This window comes from Klebsiella sp. 141198 (assembly GCF_050600785.1).
Taxonomy (GTDB): domain Bacteria; phylum Pseudomonadota; class Gammaproteobacteria; order Enterobacterales; family Enterobacteriaceae; genus Klebsiella; species Klebsiella aerogenes.
In genome coordinates, this window is the sequence record NZ_JAQIRM010000009.1 from 28,514 (window position 1) to 49,182 (window position 20,669).

20 protein-coding genes, 1 pseudogene and 1 other annotated feature are annotated in these 20,669 nt (G+C 55.2%); of the genes and pseudogenes, 6 read left to right on the forward strand and 15 right to left on the reverse strand.

The genetic code is table 11. The annotated features are described in order from the left end of the window. Positions 1-47 precede the first annotated feature (47 nt). Complete coding sequence (ibpB, locus tag PGR10_RS23775; protein ID WP_015369047.1) at positions 48-476, reverse strand: small heat shock chaperone IbpB; 429 nt, start codon at positions 474-476, stop codon at positions 48-50. 116 nt (positions 477-592) lie between these two features. After that, the gene (ibpA, locus tag PGR10_RS23780; protein WP_015703892.1) at positions 593-1,006 is read right to left on the reverse strand and encodes a small heat shock chaperone IbpA; all 414 of its coding nucleotides are present in this window, start codon (positions 1,004-1,006) and stop codon (positions 593-595) included. After that, positions 1,000-1,074 (reverse strand) — a sequence feature (ROSE (Repression Of Heat Shock gene Expression) occurs in the 5'-region of heat shock genes and acts as an RNA thermometer to modulate expression.). Its footprint overlaps the gene before it by 7 nt. Before the next feature lie 233 nt (positions 1,075-1,307). Between ibpA and PGR10_RS23785 the strand changes: the two genes are divergently transcribed. Continuing rightward, positions 1,308-1,637, forward strand: a complete 330-nt coding sequence (locus PGR10_RS23785) for a YceK/YidQ family lipoprotein (protein ID WP_162750188.1) — start codon at positions 1,308-1,310, stop codon at positions 1,635-1,637. Position 1,638: 1 nt separating this feature from the next. Here PGR10_RS23785 and PGR10_RS23790 read toward each other — a convergent pair whose 3' ends face one another. The 13 genes from PGR10_RS23790 to dnaA form a co-directional block, all read right to left on the reverse strand. Continuing rightward, entirely contained in the window at positions 1,639-2,865 is a 1,227-nt protein-coding gene (locus PGR10_RS23790; RefSeq protein WP_213794857.1) for a DUF3748 domain-containing protein, read from the reverse strand. A gap of 51 nt (positions 2,866-2,916) precedes the next feature. Beyond that, on the reverse strand, positions 2,917-4,254 hold the full coding sequence (locus PGR10_RS23795) for an MFS transporter (RefSeq protein WP_047037691.1): 1,338 nt from the start codon (positions 4,252-4,254) through the stop codon (positions 2,917-2,919). A gap of 177 nt (positions 4,255-4,431) precedes the next feature. Continuing rightward, positions 4,432-5,580 (reverse strand): galactonate dehydratase, encoded by a 1,149-nt coding sequence (gene dgoD, locus PGR10_RS23800; RefSeq protein WP_016946147.1) that lies wholly within the window; start codon positions 5,578-5,580, stop codon positions 4,432-4,434. After that, positions 5,577-6,194, reverse strand: coding sequence for a 2-dehydro-3-deoxy-6-phosphogalactonate aldolase (locus PGR10_RS23805; protein ID WP_430918427.1), 618 nt, complete (start codon positions 6,192-6,194; stop codon positions 5,577-5,579). The genes dgoD and PGR10_RS23805 overlap by 4 nt, the downstream gene beginning before the upstream one ends. After that, the gene (locus tag PGR10_RS23810; protein WP_430924222.1) at positions 6,178-7,056 is read right to left on the reverse strand and encodes a 2-dehydro-3-deoxygalactonokinase; all 879 of its coding nucleotides are present in this window, start codon (positions 7,054-7,056) and stop codon (positions 6,178-6,180) included. Before PGR10_RS23810 ends, PGR10_RS23805 begins: the two co-directional genes overlap by 17 nt. Beyond that, positions 7,053-7,742, reverse strand: a complete 690-nt coding sequence (dgoR, locus tag PGR10_RS23815; protein WP_015369039.1) for a D-galactonate utilization transcriptional regulator DgoR — start codon at positions 7,740-7,742, stop codon at positions 7,053-7,055. Before dgoR ends, PGR10_RS23810 begins: the two co-directional genes overlap by 4 nt. 233 nt (positions 7,743-7,975) lie before the next feature. After that, entirely contained in the window at positions 7,976-9,112 is a 1,137-nt protein-coding gene (locus tag PGR10_RS23820) for a BamA/TamA family outer membrane protein (protein ID WP_430924223.1), read from the reverse strand. Continuing rightward, positions 9,109-10,122: a hypothetical protein gene (locus PGR10_RS23825; RefSeq protein ID WP_430924224.1), complete on the reverse strand. Its 1,014-nt coding sequence runs from the start codon at positions 10,120-10,122 to the stop codon at positions 9,109-9,111. The genes PGR10_RS23820 and PGR10_RS23825 overlap by 4 nt, the downstream gene beginning before the upstream one ends. Before the next feature lie 319 nt (positions 10,123-10,441). Then, complete coding sequence (yidA, locus tag PGR10_RS23830) at positions 10,442-11,254, reverse strand: sugar-phosphatase (RefSeq protein WP_015369035.1); 813 nt, start codon at positions 11,252-11,254, stop codon at positions 10,442-10,444. A gap of 202 nt (positions 11,255-11,456) precedes the next feature. After that, positions 11,457-13,871 (reverse strand): DNA topoisomerase (ATP-hydrolyzing) subunit B, encoded by a 2,415-nt coding sequence (gyrB, locus tag PGR10_RS23835; protein ID WP_087858873.1) that lies wholly within the window; start codon positions 13,869-13,871, stop codon positions 11,457-11,459. A gap of 28 nt (positions 13,872-13,899) precedes the next feature. After that, the gene (gene recF / locus PGR10_RS23840; protein ID WP_045378107.1) at positions 13,900-14,973 is read right to left on the reverse strand and encodes a DNA replication/repair protein RecF; all 1,074 of its coding nucleotides are present in this window, start codon (positions 14,971-14,973) and stop codon (positions 13,900-13,902) included. A gap of 138 nt (positions 14,974-15,111) precedes the next feature. Beyond that, positions 15,112-16,212: a DNA polymerase III subunit beta gene (gene dnaN / locus PGR10_RS23845; protein WP_045378110.1), complete on the reverse strand. Its 1,101-nt coding sequence runs from the start codon at positions 16,210-16,212 to the stop codon at positions 15,112-15,114. A 4-nt stretch (positions 16,213-16,216) separates the two neighbouring features. Then, positions 16,217-17,617, reverse strand: a complete 1,401-nt coding sequence (gene dnaA / locus PGR10_RS23850) for a chromosomal replication initiator protein DnaA (protein WP_015703901.1) — start codon at positions 17,615-17,617, stop codon at positions 16,217-16,219. Between the two features lie 351 nt (positions 17,618-17,968). Between dnaA and PGR10_RS23855 the strand changes: the two are divergent. The 5 genes and pseudogenes from PGR10_RS23855 to yidC all read left to right on the forward strand — a co-directional run. Next, positions 17,969-18,019, forward strand: a pseudogene (locus PGR10_RS23855) (hypothetical protein); the annotation flags it as partial. Between the two features lie 217 nt (positions 18,020-18,236). After that, positions 18,237-18,377, forward strand: a complete 141-nt coding sequence (gene rpmH / locus PGR10_RS23860) for a 50S ribosomal protein L34 (RefSeq protein WP_015369029.1) — start codon at positions 18,237-18,239, stop codon at positions 18,375-18,377. 15 nt (positions 18,378-18,392) lie between these two features. Continuing rightward, positions 18,393-18,752, forward strand: a complete 360-nt coding sequence (gene rnpA, locus PGR10_RS23865; protein ID WP_015703902.1) for a ribonuclease P protein component — start codon at positions 18,393-18,395, stop codon at positions 18,750-18,752. Continuing rightward, entirely contained in the window at positions 18,716-18,973 is a 258-nt protein-coding gene (yidD, locus tag PGR10_RS23870; RefSeq protein WP_015703903.1) for a membrane protein insertion efficiency factor YidD, read from the forward strand. The genes rnpA and yidD overlap by 37 nt, the downstream gene beginning before the upstream one ends. A 2-nt stretch (positions 18,974-18,975) precedes the next feature. After that, positions 18,976-20,622, forward strand: a complete 1,647-nt coding sequence (gene yidC / locus PGR10_RS23875) for a membrane protein insertase YidC (RefSeq protein ID WP_015369027.1) — start codon at positions 18,976-18,978, stop codon at positions 20,620-20,622. Positions 20,623-20,669: the final 47 nt, after the last annotated feature.

Below are 20,669 nucleotides of genomic sequence, written 5' to 3' on the forward strand. Positions count from 1 at the left end.
CACAAAAAAGCCCCGAGTTATCGGGGCTTGAAAGCGATGTGGCTGAATTAACTATTCAGCGCCGGGCGCTCGCTAATAGCGATACGCTGCGGGGCGGCGACTTCCGGCTCGTGGCGGGTTAAGTCGATATGCAATAAGCCATTGGTAAAGGTGGCACCGGAGACTTCCATATTATCCGCGAGGGTGAAACTCAAGCTGAAGGCCTGATTCACCAGCCCCTGGTGCAGCCATTTAGTCTCTTTTTCAGCGGCCTGCGGCGTGCCTTTAACGGTCAGACGCGTACCTTCCAGCTGAATATCCAAATCTTCCTGACGGAACCCGGCTACCGCGAGGGTAATGCGGTAATGGTTATCGTCGCTTTTTTCGATGTTATAGGGCGGGAAGGTTTGGCTTTCACCGGCGGTTTGCAGGGCATTAGCCAGTTTGTCAAAACCGATCCATTGACGCAGCAGTGGGGATAAATCGTAGTTACGCATAGTGTTTTCTCCTTCTGAGAAGCGAGTAAGTACCTGCGAATTCAGCGAATTCGCATTTGCTCCCTGACGGCAAGCAAGTTGTTTATTCAGGCCGCCGCGCGGCCTGAAGCGGAAAATTAGTTAATTTCGATACGGCGCGGTTTGTTCGCTTCCGGAATCACGCGTTCCAGATCGATATACAGCAGGCCGTTGACCAGGTTCGCGCCGCGAATATGAATGTTATCGGCGAGCTGGAATTTACGCTCGAAGTTGCGTTCCGCGATCCCCTGGTACAGGTAGGTGCGCTCTTTCTGCTCGGCGGCATGGGAGCCTTTCACCACCAGAAGATTGTCTTGCGCGGTTATCTCTAATTCGCTTTCCGCAAAACCGGCGACGGCAATCGCGATGCGGTAATTGTTTTCATCCACTAATTCAACGTTATACGGAGGGTAGCCGCCGTTGCCCTGGCTTTGATTATTTTCTAACAGGTTGAACAGGCGGTCGAAACCAATAGCAGAACGATAAAGCGGGGAGAGATCGAAATTACGCATAGTAAATAGCTCCTGAAATCAGCGAGAATTCAATGGCTTTCCATCATGGACAAGCCGTTATGACCCGGAATACCCCTCAGGCGTATCCTCATTGGGTGACACTACTAAAATGGGTGTGCCCCGACGCTTTTCAAGCCCTTTTCAGCCAAATTTTTTTGCAGTTTGCTGGCGAATGCTTAGACTGGTTGCAAAGCACAAAAGGCAAAGTGCGATACTCGCCACAGTGCAGTGCAATAACGCTAGGCATTCACGGGACGGCTCGTTATAACCGAAGTAACCCCGATAAAATGACGGAAGAGTGATGAAAAGCGGATTGTTAAAGCTGGTCCTGTTCAGCGGGATGATTAGTATGGGCGGTTGCTCCAGCGTGATGTCGCATACCGGCGGCAAGGAAGGAACCTACCCAGGCACGCGCTCCAGCGCCCATACGCTGGGCGACGACGACACCAACTGGGGCGTGAAATCGCTGGTGGCCCTCGATATGCCGTTCACCGCGGTTATGGACACGCTACTTCTGCCGTGGGATATGTTCCGCACCGACAGCTCGGTAAAATCGCGCGTCGAGAAAAGCGAACAGGAGACGCTGGCGACTAACTCCGTCATCCCGCCAGCGCCAATGCCTTCGCGCTAAGCTAGCGCTGCGTTTCGGTTATCCACAACTGGCGATAACCGTCGACGTCTTCCATCCACGCCAGGTATTTTCCATCCGGTGAAAATACAACGGCATCCGCGGACGGCGGATTTTCGCGATCGGTCGTCAAATAACTTACCGCGCCGCTGCGGGCATCGCAGAGCGCGATTTTGTTTTCCACCACGCATCCCAGCCACTCGCCCGATGGATGCCAGTTAAACGCCGACTGAATCCCCTTTGCAGTATGCGTTAACTGACGCGGCTCGCCGCCCGCAGGCGCGATAAGCCACAGCTGTACAACGCCTGCGTCATCACGCATCAGAAAGGCGATCTCGGTGGCCTGCGGATTGGCTCGTACCCAATGACGCGGTACATTCACCAGCCCCGGATAGCGGCGCTGGTGGGTATAGGTCAAACGACGCTGGCTGACACCTGCCGGCGGCGCGGGCATCGTCGTTGCACTTCCGGCCAGCGGCGCATCGCCCTGCCGCTTCCACCCTGCCTCATCCCGCGGCAGCGTCACAATAAACAGTTCAGGCACTTTGTCGCCGTTTTCCGCCAGCGTATCGCCGATAAAGGCTAGTGCATGATTGCCGACCCACCCCTCTTCATAAGCGCGATTGATCTCATCGCTGCCCGGCAATGGGTTCGCCGTGGTACGGCTCACCAGCACGCACCAGTGGCTGCCGGCATATTCGCGGGGATGGGCGCCCTGCGGGCTCACCGGGCCATAGGGCGCGGCTACGCCAACGTTGCGCAGATCCAGCGCCGGATCGTATTCGTGAAGTACGTGGTCGTTATACGTGAAGCTAACGAACTGGCCGTCTGGGCTGAAGACATGAACGTGGCTGCCGCCGCGCAGCGCGCCGGGGGTATAAGGCGCGGTAATATCCAGCGCATCAAGATTGCGGGTTTCACCCTGCCAGTTCACCACCCCGCGACGGTGATGAAAATCGTAATGCCAGTTGGCGTCCGGGTGTTCCGGGCCGTGAATAAAAACGTATTTATCTTGCGTCGGGTGTACGGTGACCACACCAACGCAGGCACCGTCAGCGGCGCGATAGAGCGTCTCAACGGCGCCGCTATGGATATTCACCCGCTCAATGGTCTCGCCGGTGAAAGAGGCCCCCGACGGGCGGACGTCGAAAACCAGCCACTGGCTGTCCGGGGTCCAGGTATTGATATTGGTAAGCTGATGGTGACGGGGAGCAAAAGTGACTTGTTTCATGACGATACCCTGATGCGAGACTTACGCATCAGGGTAGCGTATCGCCAAAATTTAGCCTACACGTTTCACATCGCCGACCAGCAGGATATAAGACAGCGCGCCTATCAGCGCCACTACGGAGATATAAACCAGCGCCGGGCCAAAGCCGTAATCCTGCGCCAGATAGCCAATCACCAGCGGGACGGTGATGCCACCCAGTCCGCCAACGAAGTTAAAGACCCCGCCGGTCAGGCCGATCAGGCGCATCGGCGCCAGAGAGGAGACCAGCGACCAGGTGATAGACGCAAAACCGTTGCCGAAGAATGCCAGCGCCATCAGCGCCATGATCCAGACGGGGTCGTTGGTATAGTTCGCCCCCATGATGCAGGTGGAGATCAGCAGCCCGCAGATAATCGGCGTTTTGCGCGCCACGCCCAGCGAGTAGCCTTTTTTCACCAGCTTATCCGCCAGCCAGCCGGAGAGCAGGACGCCAAAAAACGCGGCGAGGAAGGGCACCGTGGTCATAAAGCCGGCCTTCAGCGCGGTGATGCCTTTTTCCTGGGTTAAGTAGTTCGGGAACCAGGTCAGGAAGAACCACAGCGTCGAGGTAACCGCGAACTGCCCAAGGTAAACGCCAACCAGCTTACGGTGAAAGACCAGCTTCCAGTCCGCTCTGGATAATGGTTGACGCGCCTCTTTCTTCAGCGGCGCATCGCCATCCACCAGGCCGCCGCCGTCGCGGATATAGTCGAGTTCGGCTTTGCTGATGCTTTTCGTCAGGCGCGGCGGTTGATAAACCTTAAACCAGATTAACGACCAGATAATGCCGATACCGCCGGTAACGATAAATACCCAGTGCCAGCTTAATAGCTCCTGGATCCAGATCAGTAGCGGCGTGAGGAAGGCCAGACCCACAAATTGCCCCGAGGTATAAAACCCAACGGCAGATGCGCGTTCGTGTTCCGGGAACCAGCTGGTCACCATGCGGTTGTTGGTCGGGAAAGCTGGCGCTTCGAAGATGCCGGTAATGGCGCGTAAACCAATCAGCGACATTAAGCCGGTGGCGAAGCCTTGTAGCAACGTCGCGACGGACCAGCCAAATATAGCGATAAAGTAGGTAAGCCTGGATCCTACGCGGTCAAGAAACCAACCGCCTGGGATCTGGCAGAGGGTATACAGCCAGGCAAAGGCGGAAAATACATAGCCCATTTCCGCTTTGCTAATACCAAACTCCTCCTGAATATGCGCCGAGGCGACGGCGAGGTTGGCGCGGTCAACATAACAAATAACCACGGTAATAAAGATCATGATGAGCGTCAAATAACGGCGACGCCCGGGTTTTACAGCGGTAACTGAAATATCCATCGCAATCTGTCTCCAGATTTTGGGCATAGCGAAGCCGCTCACCATGCCCGGTAATTTACAGAGGGTGTTTTTGTTTTTTATTAATAACTATGTTGCGATGCGCTAAATAATTCGTGCTGGGGAAAGGCGGCAAATTTTCGCATCCCTGGGAGCATACAATAGTATGTGACTAGGGTAAGAAAATGCAGCCAACGCATCACCAGTGCGAAGTATGACGCGCATTTACCATTCGGCGACAGAGCCATCCTCATACCGCCACAACGGATTTCGCCAGTCCGGCGCATTTTTACTTAACTCAATCACGCGGGCCTCATCAATTTCCACGCCCAGCCCCGGCTTCATCAGAGGTTTAAAGAAGCCGCCTTCCATATTGAAATCTTCTTTATTTTTCACAAAATCAAGAAGTTCTGCGCCTTTGTTGTAGTGGATCCCCATGCTCTGTTCCTGGAAAACCGCGTTATGTGAAACGAAATCGACGTGCAGACAAGCGGCCAGCGCGATCGGTCCCAGCGGGCAGTGCGGCGCCAGCCCAACGTCATAGGCTTCCGCCATTCCGGCAATTTTATAGCATTCGGTAATACCGCCTGCGTGCGACAAATCGGGCTGTAAAATAGCCACCCCGCCCGCTTCCAGTACCCGTTTAAATTCAAAGCGCGAGAACATACGTTCGCCGGCGGCAATTGGAATATGCGTTTGCGCCGCCAGCCGCGGATAATATTCCGCCTGCTCGGCTAATACCGGCTCCTCAATAAATAATGGGCGATATGGCTCCAGCTCTTTAATTAATACCTTAGCCATCGGCGCGCTAACGCGGCCATGAAAATCGAGACCAAACTCAATTTCATTGCCAAACGCTTCGCGGATTTGCGCTACGGTATTCACCGCCGCATCAACCGCACGGGAATTATCGATGAGCCCCATCTCTTCGCAGCCGTTTAATTTAAAGGTGTCGAAACCAATACCGCGCAGCTTCTTAATCCCGTCAATTACTTCGGCGGGGCGGTCGCCGCCCACCCAGCTGTAGGCTTTAATTTTGTCGCGCACCAGCCCGCCCATCAGTTGCCAGACCGGGGCATTCAGGACCTTACCTTTAATATCCCATAGCGCCTGGTCAATACCGGCGATGGCGCTCATCATAATCGGGCCGCCGCGATAAAAGCCGCCGCGGTACATCACCTGCCACAGGTCGTTAATCCGCGCCGGATCCTGGCCAATCAGGTAGTCGCCAAATTCATGAACGGCCGCCTCCACCGTGCGGGCGCGCCCTTCAATCACCGGTTCGCCCCAGCCGACAATGCCTTCATCGGTTTCAATCTTCAGGAACATCCAACGCGGAGGTAAACGGTACGTGGTGATATTGGTTATTTTCATTTCACTGCCTCTCGATACGCTTTTACGAATGCGACTGCCTGCTGCGCGGTACGTTCAACCGACTGCCCGGCACGATAGAGATCGCTACCCAGCCCAGCCCCAACACAACCGGCATTAATCCACTGCGCCAGGTTTTCCGGCGTCACGCCGCCGACGGCAAAGACCGGAACCTCCGGCGGCAGCACGGCTTTTAACGCTTTGATGTAATCCGGGCCAAAAGCCGATGACGGGAAAATTTTCAGCGCCTGCGCGCCGGCATCCAGCGCGTTGAAGGCTTCGCTGGCGGTGGCGCAGCCTGGACACACGGTCATGCCGTAACCCACCGCCCGCCGGATCACTTCCGGCTGAATGTTTGGCGTCACGATCAGCCGACAGCCCATGGCCGCCAGCCTGTCGACCTGCTCCGGTTGCAGCACGGTGCCCGCGCCGATAAGCGCCTGCTCGCCGTAAGCGTCGACGACCTGCGGAATACTTTTCTCCCACTGCGGCGAGTTCAGCGGGATTTCGACCGCGTCGAAACCGGCGTCGATAACGGCGCCAACGTGAGCCAGCGCCTCGTCTGGCGTAATACCGCGCAGGATAGCGATAAGCGGAAGGTTAGTTTGCCACTGCATAAGCGATGCTCCTTATTCCTGTCTGAAATGCCGTATCGCCCGCAACCGCGGTGACTTCGCGGCCAATGGCGGCGAATGCCTGCTGATAGCGGGACGTTAACGATGACCCGGCGACGAGGCTAATAGCCTGCTGCCCGGCGAACGTGTCGCTGAGGGTGGCAACTTCAGCGCCAATCAGCAGACCGGAAAGAAATTCGCTAACCTGCTCGCGAGGCAGCGCGCCCAGCACGTGCGAAGCGCGCACTTCAAACAGCTGCGGCAGGACGGCGGGGTTGTTGATACCGCGCTGCAGACCGGCCGCGAATGCGGCAGCGGACGTTTCCTGCGGCGGTAAGCCGGCGCCCACCAGCGAGTGCTGAAGCAACAGATGATGCAACTCACCGGTCAAAACGGTACGAAAATCGTGAATTTGCAGGCGATCGGCCAGTACCCACTTGCAGTGGGTTCCCGGCATCACGTAGACAGACGAAGGGGCTAAGGCGCGTGCGCCCAGCAGTTGCGTTTCTTCCCCACGCATGACGTTATGGTTATCGTCACGGGAAACGCAAAGACCGGGAATTATCCAGATATTGTCGCCAACGGCAGTTAACTGCTGGCCAATGTCCGAGAAAGCGGCAGGAAGCGGCAAATAGGGGGCGATTTTCCAGCCCACGTTGCTGCCAACCATACCTGCCATCACCACCGGTGTGGCGCCATCGCGCCAGTTTTGAGTAATTTCCGCTAACACCGCAGCGGGAGAGCGACCGTTCAGGCGCGTTACGCCTGCTTCAGATTGCCTGCTTTCCAGGCATTCTTCGCCCTGATAAAGCCAGGCGCGTAAATTCGTCGATCCCCAATCTATTGCGATGTAGCGAGCCGTCATGTGATTTCCTTGAGCCTTCGTGTCGAGCTGGCGATCATCGTCAACGCCGCCTGCTCCGCCGCGTCGCTATCCTGATGCCGAATGGCGTCAAATAGCGCTTTATGTTCCTGGAGGGTTTTCGGCATGTTGCCTTCATCGCCCATCCAGGTCCGTTCAAATACCGCCCGCTGCAGCGAACTGATCGCCACGCTAAGCTGCTGCAAAACCGGGTTATGTACTGACTGCAGCACCGCTTCGTGGTAACGAATATCGGCCTCGTTAAAGGCATCCCGGTTTTGGTTGTTGGCGATCATGTCATTGAGCGCCGACTCGATTTCCGCCAGATCGCTCGAGGTGGCGCGCTCTGCCGCCCAGCGGGCAATAGCGGGCTCGACCAGGTTGCGCACTTCACTCATCGCGCTGATAAGACGCGGGTCATAATCATTTTCCAGTACCCACTGCAGAACCTCAGTATCGAGGTAGTTCCACTGGTTTCTCGGAGCGACAAACGCGCCGCGATAACGCTTCATTTCGATCAGCCGCTTCGCCATTAGCGAGCGAAATACTTCACGGATGATGTTGCGCGAAGTTTCAAACTCTTCACACAGTTCCGCTTCGGCCGGTAGCGCTGAACCCGGTACGTACTTACCGCTGACAATCTGTTTGCCCAGCGTGATCACGATGCGATCGGTTTTATTGAGAGTCATGGAGAGTCCTTATGCTCTATGTGTAGTGCTCTACTTTACCGTCGCTGCTGAATTTCGCCTCACTTTTGTACTACTAGCGTGATGTCAGGCATCGTCGCCATGAGCTCAATGTAGTACAATATTATTATGTTGTACTACAATTTAGATCACAAAAAGAACAATCCATAAAAATAAAAATGCCTGTGCCCACGACAAATTGAGCCGTCAAAGCAGGAAAGGAGGGTAAATAAGAGTTAGAATGCTTCGCCGACCTGGAAGTAAAAGCCGCTGCTGCCCTTACCGATACCGTAGTCGAGGCGAATATTAACGCGAGGTTTGAATTCAAAGCGGTAGCCGACGCCCGCCGAAGGTAGCCAGCGCCCATCATTCAGAGAATCAATGGATGGCCCCATGGTGCCCGCGCCGACCCAGGCAACAACGCCGTGTCGCCACGTCAACTGACGACGGTATTCCAGCTGAGAGCTGACCACGTTTTTATCGCGGTAGCGCCCCTGGTAGTAGCCGCGCATACGTTCATCGCTGCCGAGCAGCGGCATCATGCTCCACGGCACATCGCCCTGGGTGAAGGTGCCATCCGCTTCCCAGGCCAGCACGCTTTTATCGCTCAGGGCCTGATAACGGCTATAGTGCAGGCGAAACTCATCAAAACGCGTATCGCTGCCGAGTCCCGGCGCATAATGGGTATAGCGAAAATCGGCGTACTGGCCCTTGCGTGGGTTGGGAACAAAATCGCGATCGTCCCAGTTGATATCAATACTGGCGCCGGAGCTGAATACCGACGGCCCCTGCGGGGTGTTTTCTATTTTCGGCAGATCGTCATGGTCCATCTCATCGGCATTTTGCGCCGCCAGCGACCACCCCGCCCCCAGGTAGACATTATCGACGAGCTGCCGGTAGACCATCGGGCGCAGAGTCAGCACCTGGGCGGTATATTTTTCTTTCTCATTGTCTTTGTCGCCGGCGTGAAAACCTTGTCCCCAGTAGTATGTCGGCGTGTTGGCCATCGAGCCTTCAACAAATACCCGCCACAAATCGTTGTCGAAAAAAGCATAGTTTTTAACGCTGAGGCCAAACGCGCCGGTGGAGCTAACGTAGCCGCTAAGCGTCAGCGTGGAGTTCTGGCTGATGGTGTCATTTGGGTCCGGGCGATACATGCCCGCAACGGCCGTACCCAATCCAAGCCCCAGCTCCGGCGTATAAAATGGCCCTGGCATGACGCCCCAGTCGATGCCTTTGCTGGCGTCGAACTTGTCGCTGGCGCCAAGGTTTTGCAACCAGCCGTCGATTTTTTCGCGGCTGAGCGCCTGTGCCTGCGCCTGCCCAATAACAAGGCATGTTAGCAGCAGGATGGCGCTAAACAGTCGTCTCAAAAGCGATACTCGCCGGCGATAAAGAAACTGTTACGTTCGGCAAAACCAAACTCCGTAGTGATATTAAAGTTCCGGGTCATCTCATACTGCGCGCCCACCAGCACGTTCCACGGCGACTGCAGATGCTGTTTCACATCAAAGCGACCGTTACCGTTCTTGTTAGCCAGATTGACCATGTTTTGCAGCATCGTCGACGGCATCGACAGATCGTTCAGGCTGCCCTTAAATTCCTGCTGCACATCCTGATACATGCTGCCAACCCAGATATTCAGCTTCCCGTTGGGCAGATGCAGCGCATCTACCGAGGGCGTATTGAAACGATAGCCCAAACGCGGCGAAAAGGTAAAAGCATCAATGCTGCCGTCGAGAATATCAAAACGCGTCTGCGTATAGTTGGCGTCTAATACCGTGAACCAGTTGCCGACGCCGCCCACCAGCGTGGTGCCAACGCCGTAAGTCGTGCCTTTAAAATCAAGGCGAAAATCAAGATCCTGCATACCTGGCATGGGCACGACTTTACCATTCGGCCCTTTCAGACCGACGGCGATTTGCGAGATTGAATGGCCTTTAGTATGTCCAACCAGGCCATAGACGTTCATAAACGGCAGCAGCCAGGCATCCAGCTTAAGGGTCTCGGTTTTACTGCTTTCCCGCGTATTACCGACGCCAATCTGGAAGGCGTTATCCAGTGAAAAATTACCTAACGATAAACCGGTAAAATTAATGCTATCGACATTAATATTTTGCCGCATATCCATATAGTTAACACCGACGCCAAACGGCAGCGGCAGGACGTAGCCGTGCTTTCTGGCTTCATCGCCTAAAAAAGGCAAGACCGACGTCGATTCCGGCGCCGCGGCCTGGCTATTGTCAGGCGCGGGCAGATCCGCCGGTTCGCTACCGTGCCAGGCGTATACGGGTTCAAGTTGAGTCGTTGGTTCTGCGGCCGCGCAGGCCTGAAAAGAGAGAAAAGGCAGCGCAACCAACATCAAAAAGAGATTTTTATTCATAGGAAATATGATGTTAGTTCTTAAGAACAGAATTCATAAAATGGGGCGGGTAGCTTATAGAATCCCCTGCTCTGATTAAGGGATTTAAATGCGGATTAACATCTATTCATGAAAAAAGAGAAGACAGGCCCGGAGAATTCCGGGCCTGAGATTGATGACAAACCTCATGCAACCGTTGCACTTACAGATTGCACCAGACAAAAAACATGGAAAATCAATTTATTGATTTTCGGCTGATAACCACAAAGAAGGAAAAACCACGCTTTTTCCTTCTTTGTCAGCAGTCTGAGGCTCGGAGAATTCCGGGCCTGGAATGCACTTAGGCTAAAACGTATTTTTCAATGGCGAAGGCAACGCCATCTTCAAGGTTCGATTTAGTGACGAAATTCGCCGCTTCTTTAACGGTCGGGATGGCGTTATCCATCGCCACGCCGACGCCGGCGAATTCAATCATCGCGATATCATTTTCCTGATCGCCAATCGCCATAATTTCTTCCGGCTTGATGCCCAGCGTATCGGCCAGCGACTTCACGCCGGTGCCTTTATTGACGCGTTTATCGAGGATTTCGAGGAAGTACGGCGCACTTTTCAGCACGGTATACTTCTCTTTCACTTCCGCCGGAATACGGGCGATGGCCCGATCGAGAACGGCAGGCTCATCGATCATCATCACCTTCAGCAGCTGAATATTACGGTCCATCTTTTCTGCTTCGCAGAATACCAGCGGAATGGTCGCCACGTAGGATTCATGCACCGTGTAGTAGCTGATATCGCGGTTCGCGGTATAAAGCGTATTACGATCGAGCGCGTGGAAGTGCGAGCCAACGTCGCGAGAGAGTTGCTCAAGGAAGCGATAATCATCGTAGCTTAACGCCGTTTGCGCCACGGTGCTGCCGTCGCTGGCTTTCTGAACCAGCGCGCCGTTATAGGTGATGCAGTAGTCGCCCGGCTGTTCCATGTGCAGCTCTTTCAGGTAGCTATGGACACCAGCGTAGGGGCGGCCGGTCGTCAGCACCACGTTAACGCCGCGGGCGCGCGCTGCCGCGATGGCGGTTTTCACCGCCGGAGAAATGGTATGGTCAGGCAGCAACAGCGTGCCGTCCATATCAATTGCAATCAGTTTAATAGCCATGGGATCCCCGGGTAAGATGAGTCTTCACTCATGCTAACGCGATTCCGCTCAAAAAACAGCTCTCGCAGCGGGAGAAAACGAGGATGGATTGCGCAGGCGGATTCCCCTTTTGCCGCAAAAGAAAAACCCGGCAGCGCAACGCGTACCGGGTTTAGCAAAACCGTAGCCCCGATAGACATCATGTCACCGGGGAAATACAGGCTTAGATATCGATGTTCGCCGCTTTCAGGGCGTTCTCTTCGATAAAGGCGCGACGCGGTTCAACGGCATCGCCCATCAGGGTGGTGAACAGCTGGTCGGCGGCTATCGCATCCTTCACGGTGACGCGCAGCATGCGGCGGCTGTCCGGATCCATGGTGGTTTCCCACAGCTGATCCGGGTTCATCTCGCCCAGTCCTTTATAACGCTGGATAGAGAGGCCGCGACGCGACTCTTTAACCAGCCAGTCGAGCGCCTGTTCGAAGCTGGCTACCGGCTGGCGGCGCTCGCCGCGTTCGATAAACGCGTCGTCTTCGATAAGCCCGCGCAGCTTCTCGCCGAGGGTGCAGATACGGCGGTATTCCGCGCCGGTGATGAACTCGTTATCCAGCGGGTAGTCGGTATCGACGCCGTGGGTACGCACGCGCACGATCGGCTCGAACTGCTGCAGCTCGCTGTTTTCACGAACATCAAACTTCCACTGGCTGCCGTGCTGCTCTTTTTCGTTCAGCTCGCTGATCAGCTGGTTAATCCAGCGGGTGACGGTCTGCTCGTTGCTCAGATCGGCTTCGGCCAGCGTCGGCTGATAGATAAGCTCTTTGAGCATCGCTTTCGGGAAACGGCGCTCCATGCGGCCAATCATTTTCTGCGTCGCGTTGTACTCGGCCACCAGTTTTTCCAGTGACTCGCCGGCTAAGGCCGGTGCGCTGGCGTTGGTGTGCAGGGTCGCGCCGTCGAGCGCGATGGAGATCTGGTACTGATCCATCGCTTCGTCGTCTTTAATGTACTGTTCCTGCTTGCCTTTCTTCACTTTGTACAGCGGCGGCTGAGCAATGTAAACGTGGCCGCGTTCCACGATTTCCGGCATCTGACGATAGAAGAAGGTCAACAGCAGGGTACGAATGTGCGAGCCGTCGACGTCCGCATCGGTCATGATGATGATGCTGTGATAACGCAGTTTATCCGGGTTGTACTCATCGCGGCCGATGCCGCAGCCCAGCGCGGTGATAAGCGTGGCCACTTCCTGAGAAGAGAGCATTTTATCAAAGCGGGCTTTCTCGACGTTAAGGATTTTACCCTTCAGCGGCAGGATAGCCTGGTTCTTACGGTTACGGCCCTGTTTCGCAGAGCCGCCCGCGGAGTCCCCTTCCACGAGGTACAGTTCAGACAGCGCCGGGTCGCGTTCCTGGCAATCCGCCAGTTTGCCCGGCAGGCCTGCCAGGTCAAGCGCGCCTTTACGACGGGTCATTTCACGGGCGCGACGCGCGGCTTCACGCGCACGCGCGGCGTCGATAATTTTGCCGACCACGATCTTCGCATCGGACGGGTTTTCCAGCAGGTATTCGCTCAGCAGTTCGTTCATCTGCTGCTCAACCGCCGATTTCACCTCAGAGGAGACCAGCTTGTCTTTGGTCTGAGAGGAGAACTTCGGATCCGGCACCTTCACGGAAACCACGGCAATCAGGCCTTCACGCGCATCGTCGCCGGTGGCGCTGACTTTCGCTTTTTTGCTGTAGCCTTCTTTATCCATGTAGGCGTTCAGGGTACGGGTCATCGCCGCGCGGAAGCCCGCCAGGTGAGTACCGCCGTCACGCTGCGGAATGTTGTTGGTAAAGCAGTAGATGTTTTCCTGGAAACCGTCGTTCCACTGCAGCGCCACTTCAACGCCGATACCGTCTTTTTCAGTGGAGAAATAGAAGATATTCGGGTGGATCGGCGTTTTGTTCTTGTTGAGATACTCAACAAACGCCTTGATGCCGCCTTCGTAGTGGAAATGGTCTTCTTTGCCGTCGCGCTTATCGCGCAGGCGGATAGAGACCCCGGAGTTCAGGAACGACAGCTCGCGCAGACGTTTCGCCAGGATTTCGTATTCGAATTCAGTGACGTTAGTGAAGGTTTCCAGGCTTGGCCAGAAACGCACCATGGTACCGGTGCTTTCTGTTTCGCCGGTTACCGCCAGCGGCGCCTGCGGCACGCCGTGCTCATAAATTTGTTTGTGGACTTTGTTATCGCGTTGGATAACCAGCTCCAGCTTCTGCGACAGGGCGTTAACCACCGAGACGCCTACGCCGTGTAGACCGCCGGACACTTTATAGGAGTTATCATCGAATTTACCGCCGGCGTGCAGGACGGTCATGATAACTTCCGCCGCGGAGACGCCCTCTTCCGGGTGAATGCCGGTTGGGATGCCGCGACCGTCATCCTGTACGGAGACGGAGTTATCGCTGTGGATAGTAACAACGATGTCTTTACAGTAACCTGCGAGCGCTTCGTCGATAGCGTTATCCACAACCTCGAATACCATGTGGTGCAGACCGGTGCCGTCATCCGTGTCGCCGATATACATACCCGGGCGCTTACGCACCGCATCCAGCCCTTTCAGGACTTTGATACTGGAGGAGTCATAAGAATTCGACATCAACGTTTCTCGCTCATTTAATCTTGGGTTAATCCGTTATTTTACCCTTTTCCACGGTGAACATCTTCGAATTTTTGTCCGACATGTCCATTACGTGTTCAGCGCTGATGGCGCTGACGAAAACCTGCGATTGCGTGGCTTTTAAGCGGCTGGCAAGCAGCCCGCGCCGGGCATCGTCAAGCTCCGAGGCAAAATCATCTATCAGGTACAGGCAGCGCCGCCCGCTTTCGCGGGTCAGGAACTCGCCCTGCGCCAGTCGTAGGGCGCACATCAGCAGCTTAAGCTGCCCGCGCGACAAGGTGTCTTCCACCGGCGCCCCATCGGCGCGAATGCGAAAATCCGCTTTATGCGGGCCGTGGGCGGTGTAGGTTAACATTCTGTCGCGTTCGAAATTCCGCTCCAGCACCTCGGCGTAGTCCGTTTCTTTTTCCCAGCCGCGCTGGAAAGAGAAGGTGAGGGTGAATTCCGGTAAAAATTGCTGACAGGTATCCGCCATGTCTTCGACAATAGCGGCGCTGTATTCGGCACGCCAGCGGCTGATTTGTTCCGCCAGCGGAATTAATTCCAGATCCCACGGCCGCAGTTGCGCATAGCGGCTCACCTGGCGCAGCGCGGCGTTGCGCTGTTTCAGCAGGCGCTTCAGGTTGCTCCAGGCGGTGAAGAATCCGGCTTCGTTATGAAAGCATCCCCAATCAATGAACGCTCTTCTGTATTTGGGGCCGCCGTTGAGTAAAGTAAACCCCTCCGGCGTGATTAGCTGCATCGGCATCAGGTGCGCCAGTTCCGCCACCTTGTGGCCGTCGGTGCCGTCGATACGCACCTTGCTGTCGCCCTGTTTGTCTTTGGTCAGGCCAATGGCGGTTTCGCGCTCTTCGCCCTGTAAACGCCCGTGCAGGACAAACGAATCCTGCTCGTGACGAATCACCCGGCCAATTTGCAAACTGCGAAACGCACGGCCGTGGCCGAGCGTATAGATAGCTTCCAGCACGCTGGTTTTGCCGCTGCCGTTTGCGCCAACCAGGAAGTTAAAGCTGGGGGATAAAGCGAGATCCGCATTTTCAATATTGCGGAAATCTTTGATTAGGAGTCGGGATAGCGACATATCAGCTCATAACCAGGGCGTTATCGGCGCAGTTAGTCTGGTTTCGGCCAGCGCGCAGCAACCGGAGCGTACTAAAGTACGTGAGGATTGCGAGCACTGCCCGGAGCCAGAATAACAAGCAAGATAGCCCGATATTTTCTACAGCCGCATAGGCATGACAACATAGGCGGCGGATTGTGAAGCCGCATCCTCAATCTGCACGCTCGATACGGAATCCGTCAGCAGTATGCGCACATTCTCGCATTTCAGCGCATTGAGCACATCCAGCACATAGCTAACGTTGAAGCCAATCTCCATCTCCGTTCCGGCGTAGGTCACGTCAAGGATCTCTTCCGCCTCTTCCTGTTCCGGGTTGTTAGCGGTGATTTTCAACTGGTTCTCGCTGACGTACAGCCGTACGCCGCGGAATTTCTCATTCGAGAGGATTGCCGCGCGGGCGAAAGCCTGCTTGAGAATGTCGCAGCCGGCATCAAGGTGTTTATCCGGGTTTTTCGGCAATACGCGGCGATAGTCCGGGAAACGGCCATCAACCAGCTTCGAGGTGAAGATAAAATCGCCGACGTGAGCGCGGATATTGTTGCTGCCGATCTGCACGCGCAGCGGCGTATCGCCGCCGTCGAGCATACGCATCAGCTCAATCACCCCTTTACGCGGCACAATCACCGAATGGTTCGGCAGCGACTCTTCCAGCGGCATTGAACAAACCGCCAGGCGGTGGCCGTCGGTGGCGACGGTGCGCAGTTCGCTACCTTCGGTTTCAAACAGCATGCCGTTTAAGTAGTAACGAACGTCCTGGTGCGCCATCGAAAACTGGGTGGCTTCAATCAGGCGCTTCATCGTCGCCTGCGGCAGGGTAAATTCCACTTCGCTCTGCCAGTCGTCGAGATTCGGGAAATCGGCGGCTGGCAGGGTCGACAGCGAGAAGCGGCTGCGGCCGGAGCGCACCAGCATACGGTCGCCTTCAAGCTGCACGGCGATCTCCGCGCCTTCAGGCAGGCCGCGGCAGATATCAAAGAATTTACGCGCCGGAACGGTGGTGGCGCCCGCTTCGTGCGGCTGAATCAGCGACACGCGCGCGACCATTTCCATTTCCAGATCGGTACCGGTTAGCGACAGCGTGCCGTCCGCGACCTGAAGCAGCAGGTTACCGAGAATCGGCAGCGTCGGACGACCACCTAACGGACCGCTCACCTGTTGCAGCGGTTTTAATAAATGTTCACGTTCTACGGTAAATTTCATAGCGTCACGAGGATAATGTTCTGATTAAATTGGAAAAATCTTCTTTAATATCGTGGCTTTCTTCACGCAACTGCTCAATCTTACGGCAGGCGTGCAGCACGGTGGTATGGTCGCGGCCGCCAAACGCATCGCCGATTTCCGGCAGGCTGTGGTTGGTCAGCTCTTTGGCCAGCGCCATCGCCATCTGGCGTGGGCGCGCCACCGAACGGGAGCGGCGTTTGGACAGCAGGTCCGCTACCTTAATCTTGTAATACTCCGCCACCGTCTTTTGAATATTGTCGATGGTGACTAATTTTTCCTGCAGCGCCAGTAAATCGCGCAGCGCTTCGCGCACGAAATCAATAGTGATAGCCCGGCCGGTAAAGTTGGCGTTAGCAATGACGCGGTTCAGCGCCCCTTCCAGCTCACGCACATTCGAACGCAGACGCTTGGCGATAAAGAACGCGACTTCGCCCGGCAGGCGGATGTCGTTTTCATCGGCTTTTTTCATCAGGATCGCAACACGGGTTTCCAGTTCAGGCGGCTCGATCGCCACCGTCAGGCCCCAGCCAAAGCGCGATTTCAGACGATCCTCTACGCCGTTGATCTCTTTTGGATAACGATCCGAAGTGAGGATGATCTGCTGATTACCTTCCAGCAAGGCGTTGAAGGTGTGGAAGAACTCTTCCTGTGAACGCTCTTTATTGGCGAAGAACTGAATATCATCGATCAGCAGGGCGTCAACGGAGCGGTAATAGCGTTTAAATTCTTCGATGGCGTTGTTCTGCAGGGCTTTAACCATGTCCTGCACGAAACGCTCGGAGTGCATATAAACCACTTTAGCATTTGGCTTACGCGCCACAATGCCGTTGCCGACAGCGTGTAACAGGTGGGTTTTCCCCAGACCGGTGCCGCCATAAAGGAACAGCGGGTTATACGCGCCGCCAGGGTTATCGGCCACCTGACGCGCCGCCGCGCGTGCCAGCTGGTTAGATTTACCTTCGACGAAGTTATCAAACGTATGCTTGACGTTGACGTTGGAACGGTAGGTTGGCTCTGCCGGCGCCGGAACGTTATCCCAGCCCTGACGGGCGACAGCAGGCGCGACGCGCGCGGTTTGCACCTGAGCGGCCGGGATCGCCGTGGCGACGTTGGCCGTCCCCTGGTGGGACGGCGCCGCAGGCTTCGCGCCCACTTCAAAGCGCAGTTGTGGGGCGTCCGCGCCACAAAAGTCATTGAGGAGCCCATTGATATTATTAAGGTATTTGTCCCTTACCCAATCGAGCACAAAACGGTTTGGCGCATACAGTGCCAGCGTGTTATCGCTCAGTTCCGCCTGCAATGGGCGGATCCACATGCTGAATTCTGTGGCTGGTAACTCATCCTGCAATCGGGCAAGACACTGCTGCCAAAGCGAAAGTGACACGGCGGACTCCACTCGAACATAAAATCGATATAAAAGAAAAACTGAAACAATCGTGATTGTTGGCACACGTCGCAAGACCCTGCATAAGCCGAAAAAGCCCCTGCGCAAAAGGGGTGACGTGCGAACCGCTATTTGCGGTTTTACCCGGGACGGATCCGTGGATCGCGATCGGGACCGGGGATCATAGCCTAAACTGAGAAAGAGATCTTGTGTTTCTCAACAGATTCTTCCCGATTTATCCACAGGAGGATCGAAACCGGGTAAGTGTAATCGATCCTGGCGAGAGTGCGGCACGATTTCGCCCGCATATTGGAAAAATTAATGAGCTATGCCGGTTTTGGATAGAATTGATCTAACAAAGATCCTTTACGATCCTTGCGCTTTACCCGCCAGGCCGTATAATCCCCCACCCGGCGCGTAACGCCCGTTTTCGCAACTCGTCTCAGCTTATTTTTTGTGCGGCAAGGTGCGAGAAATAAGGAAAGAGAATTGACTCCGGAGTGTACAATTATTACAATCCGGCCTCTTTAATCACCCACGCTGAGGCGTAAGTCGTTCGAAGTTCGTTCGGGTCTACGCAAAAGTCAGTGAATTTATTCAAGTTTAGGTAGAAATCGCCATGAAACGCACTTTTCAACCGTCTGTACTGAAGCGCAACCGTTCTCACGGCTTCCGTGCTCGTATGGCTAATAAAAATGGTCGTCAGGTTCTGGCACGTCGTCGTGCTAAAGGCCGCGCTCGTCTGACCGTTTCCAAGTAATAAAGCTAACCCTGCGTGGTTAAGCTAGCATTTCCCAGGGAGTTACGTTTGTTAACTCCCAGTCATTTCACTTTCGTCTTCCAGCAGCCACAACGGGCTGGCACGCCGCAAATCACCATCCTCGGCCGCCTGAATTCGCTGGGGCATCCCCGCATCGGTCTTACCGTCGCCAAGAAAAACGTTAAGCGCGCGCATGAACGCAATCGGATTAAACGTCTGACGCGTGAAAGCTTCCGTTTACGTCAACATGAACTCCCGCCAATGGATTTCGTGGTGGTGGCAAAGAAAGGGGTTGCCGACCTCGATAACCGTGCTCTCTCGGAAGCGTTGGAAAAATTATGGCGCCGCCATTGTCGCCTGGCTCGCGGGTCCTGATAGGCCTTATCAGGGTCTATCAGCGCCTGATTAGTCCGCTACTCGGGCCGCACTGTCGTTTCACGCCAACCTGTTCTCAATACGGAATTGAGGCATTGCGCAGGTTTGGAGTGATAAAAGGCAGTTGGTTGACGGTGAAACGCGTATTAAAATGCCACCCTTTACACCCTGGTGGTGACGACCCCGTCCCGCCTGGACCATTTGATACCAGAGAACACTAACGATGGATTCGCAACGCAATCTTCTTATCATCGCTTTGTTGTTCGTGTCTTTCATGATCTGGCAAGCCTGGGAGCAGGACAAAAATCCGCAAACCCAGCAGCAGACCACGCAGACTACGACCACAGCAGCGGGTAGCGCCGCAGACCAGGGCGTACCGGCCAGTGGCCAGGGGAAACTGATTACGGTTAAAACTGATGTGCTTGATCTGACCATCAACACCAGCGGTGGTGATGTTGAGCAAGCGCTGCTTCCGGCTTACCCGAAAGCGCTGAAATCTACTGAACCGTTCCAGTTACTGGAAACCACGCCACAGTTTATCTATCAGGCACAGAGCGGCTTAACCGGTCGTGACGGCCCGGATAACCCGGCTAACGGCCCGCGTCCGCTGTATAACGCTGATAAAGATGCGTATGTACTGGCTGACGGCCAGAACGAAATCGTTATTCCGCTGACCTACACCGACAAAGCGGGCAACGTCTTCACCAAAACCTTCACCCTGAAACGCGGTGATTATGCGGTGAACGTTGGCTACAACGTGAAAAACGTCGGCGAAAAACCGCTGGAGATCTCCTCCTTCGGTCAGCTGAAGCAAACAGCAGCGCTGCCATCAAGCCGCGATACGCAAACCGGCGGTCTGTCTACCATGCACACCTTCCGTGGCGCGGCGTACTCCACTGCTGATTCGAAATACGAAAAATATAAATTCGATACTATCGTCGACAACGAAAACCTGAACGTCAGCACCAAAGACGGTTGGGTGGCGATGTTGCAGCAGTACTTCACCACCGCGTGGGTTCCGCATAACAACGGCACCAACAACTTCTATACCGCTAACCTCGGTAATGGCGTTGTCGCTATCGGCTACAAATCGCAGCCGGTACTGGTGCAGCCAGGTCAAACCGACAAGCTGGAAAGCGTGCTGTGGGTCGGCCCGGCTCTGCAGGATAAAATGGCTGCCGTCGCGCCGCACCTGGATCTGACCGTCGACTACGGCTGGCTGTGGTTCATCTCCCAACCGCTGTTTAAGCTGCTGAAATTCATCCACGGCTTCCTCGGCAACTGGGGCTTCTCGATTATCGTCATCACCTTTATCGTTCGTGGCATCATGTACCCGCTGACTAAAGCGCAGTACACCTCCATGGCGAAGATGCGTATGCTGCAGCCGAAGATTCAGGCAATGCGCGAGCGTCTGGGCGACGATAAACAACGTCAAAGCCAGGAAATGATGGCGCTGTATAAAGCAGAAAAAGTTAACCCGCTGGGTGGCTGCTTCCCGCTGATTATTCAGATGCCAATCTTCCTTGCGCTGTACTACATGCTGAGCGCCTCGGTTGAACTGCGTCATGCGCCGTTTATCCTGTGGATCCACGACCTGTCCGCGCAAGACCCGTACTACATCCTGCCGATCATCATGGGCGCGACCATGTTCTTCATCCAGAAGATGTCGCCGACCACCGTGACCGACCCGATGCAGCAGAAGATCATGACCTTTATGCCGGTCATCTTCACGGTGTTCTTCCTGTGGTTCCCGTCTGGTCTGGTGGTGTACTACATCGTCAGCAACCTGGTAACCATTATTCAGCAGCAGCTGATTTACCGTGGTCTGGAGAAGCGTGGCCTGCATAGCCGCGAGAAGAAAAAATCCTGATTCGGTGTAGGCCGGATAAGGCGAAGCCGCCATCCGGCAATGCGCGC

What these genes read in the sequence shown, in the direction of transcription:
- PGR10_RS23790 (WP_213794857.1), bottom strand. Translation starts at nt 2,865, where the DNA reads ATGAAACAAGTCACTTTTGCTCCCCGTCACCATCAGCTTACCAATATC.
- PGR10_RS23825 (WP_430924224.1), bottom strand. Translation starts at nt 10,122, where the DNA reads ATGAATAAAAATCTCTTTTTGATGTTGGTTGCGCTGCCTTTTCTCTCT.
- PGR10_RS23810 (WP_430924222.1), bottom strand. Translation starts at nt 7,056, where the DNA reads ATGACGGCTCGCTACATCGCAATAGATTGGGGATCGACGAATTTACGC.
- gyrB (WP_087858873.1), bottom strand. Translation starts at nt 13,871, where the DNA reads ATGTCGAATTCTTATGACTCCTCCAGTATCAAAGTCCTGAAAGGGCTG.
- yidD (WP_015703903.1), top strand. Translation starts at nt 18,716, where the DNA reads ATGGCGCCGCCATTGTCGCCTGGCTCGCGGGTCCTGATAGGCCTTATC.
- yidC (WP_015369027.1), top strand. Translation starts at nt 18,976, where the DNA reads ATGGATTCGCAACGCAATCTTCTTATCATCGCTTTGTTGTTCGTGTCT.
- PGR10_RS23785 (WP_162750188.1), top strand. Translation starts at nt 1,308, where the DNA reads ATGAAAAGCGGATTGTTAAAGCTGGTCCTGTTCAGCGGGATGATTAGT.
- PGR10_RS23795 (WP_047037691.1), bottom strand. Translation starts at nt 4,254, where the DNA reads ATGGTGAGCGGCTTCGCTATGCCCAAAATCTGGAGACAGATTGCGATG.
- rpmH (WP_015369029.1), top strand. Translation starts at nt 18,237, where the DNA reads ATGAAACGCACTTTTCAACCGTCTGTACTGAAGCGCAACCGTTCTCAC.
- dgoD (WP_016946147.1), bottom strand. Translation starts at nt 5,580, where the DNA reads ATGAAAATAACCAATATCACCACGTACCGTTTACCTCCGCGTTGGATG.
- dgoR (WP_015369039.1), bottom strand. Translation starts at nt 7,742, where the DNA reads ATGACTCTCAATAAAACCGATCGCATCGTGATCACGCTGGGCAAACAG.
- dnaN (WP_045378110.1), bottom strand. Translation starts at nt 16,212, where the DNA reads ATGAAATTTACCGTAGAACGTGAACATTTATTAAAACCGCTGCAACAG.
- recF (WP_045378107.1), bottom strand. Translation starts at nt 14,973, where the DNA reads ATGTCGCTATCCCGACTCCTAATCAAAGATTTCCGCAATATTGAAAAT.
- PGR10_RS23805 (WP_430918427.1), bottom strand. Translation starts at nt 6,194, where the DNA reads ATGCAGTGGCAAACTAACCTTCCGCTTATCGCTATCCTGCGCGGTATT.
- yidA (WP_015369035.1), bottom strand. Translation starts at nt 11,254, where the DNA reads ATGGCTATTAAACTGATTGCAATTGATATGGACGGCACGCTGTTGCTG.
- ibpB (WP_015369047.1), bottom strand. Translation starts at nt 476, where the DNA reads ATGCGTAACTACGATTTATCCCCACTGCTGCGTCAATGGATCGGTTTT.
- ibpA (WP_015703892.1), bottom strand. Translation starts at nt 1,006, where the DNA reads ATGCGTAATTTCGATCTCTCCCCGCTTTATCGTTCTGCTATTGGTTTC.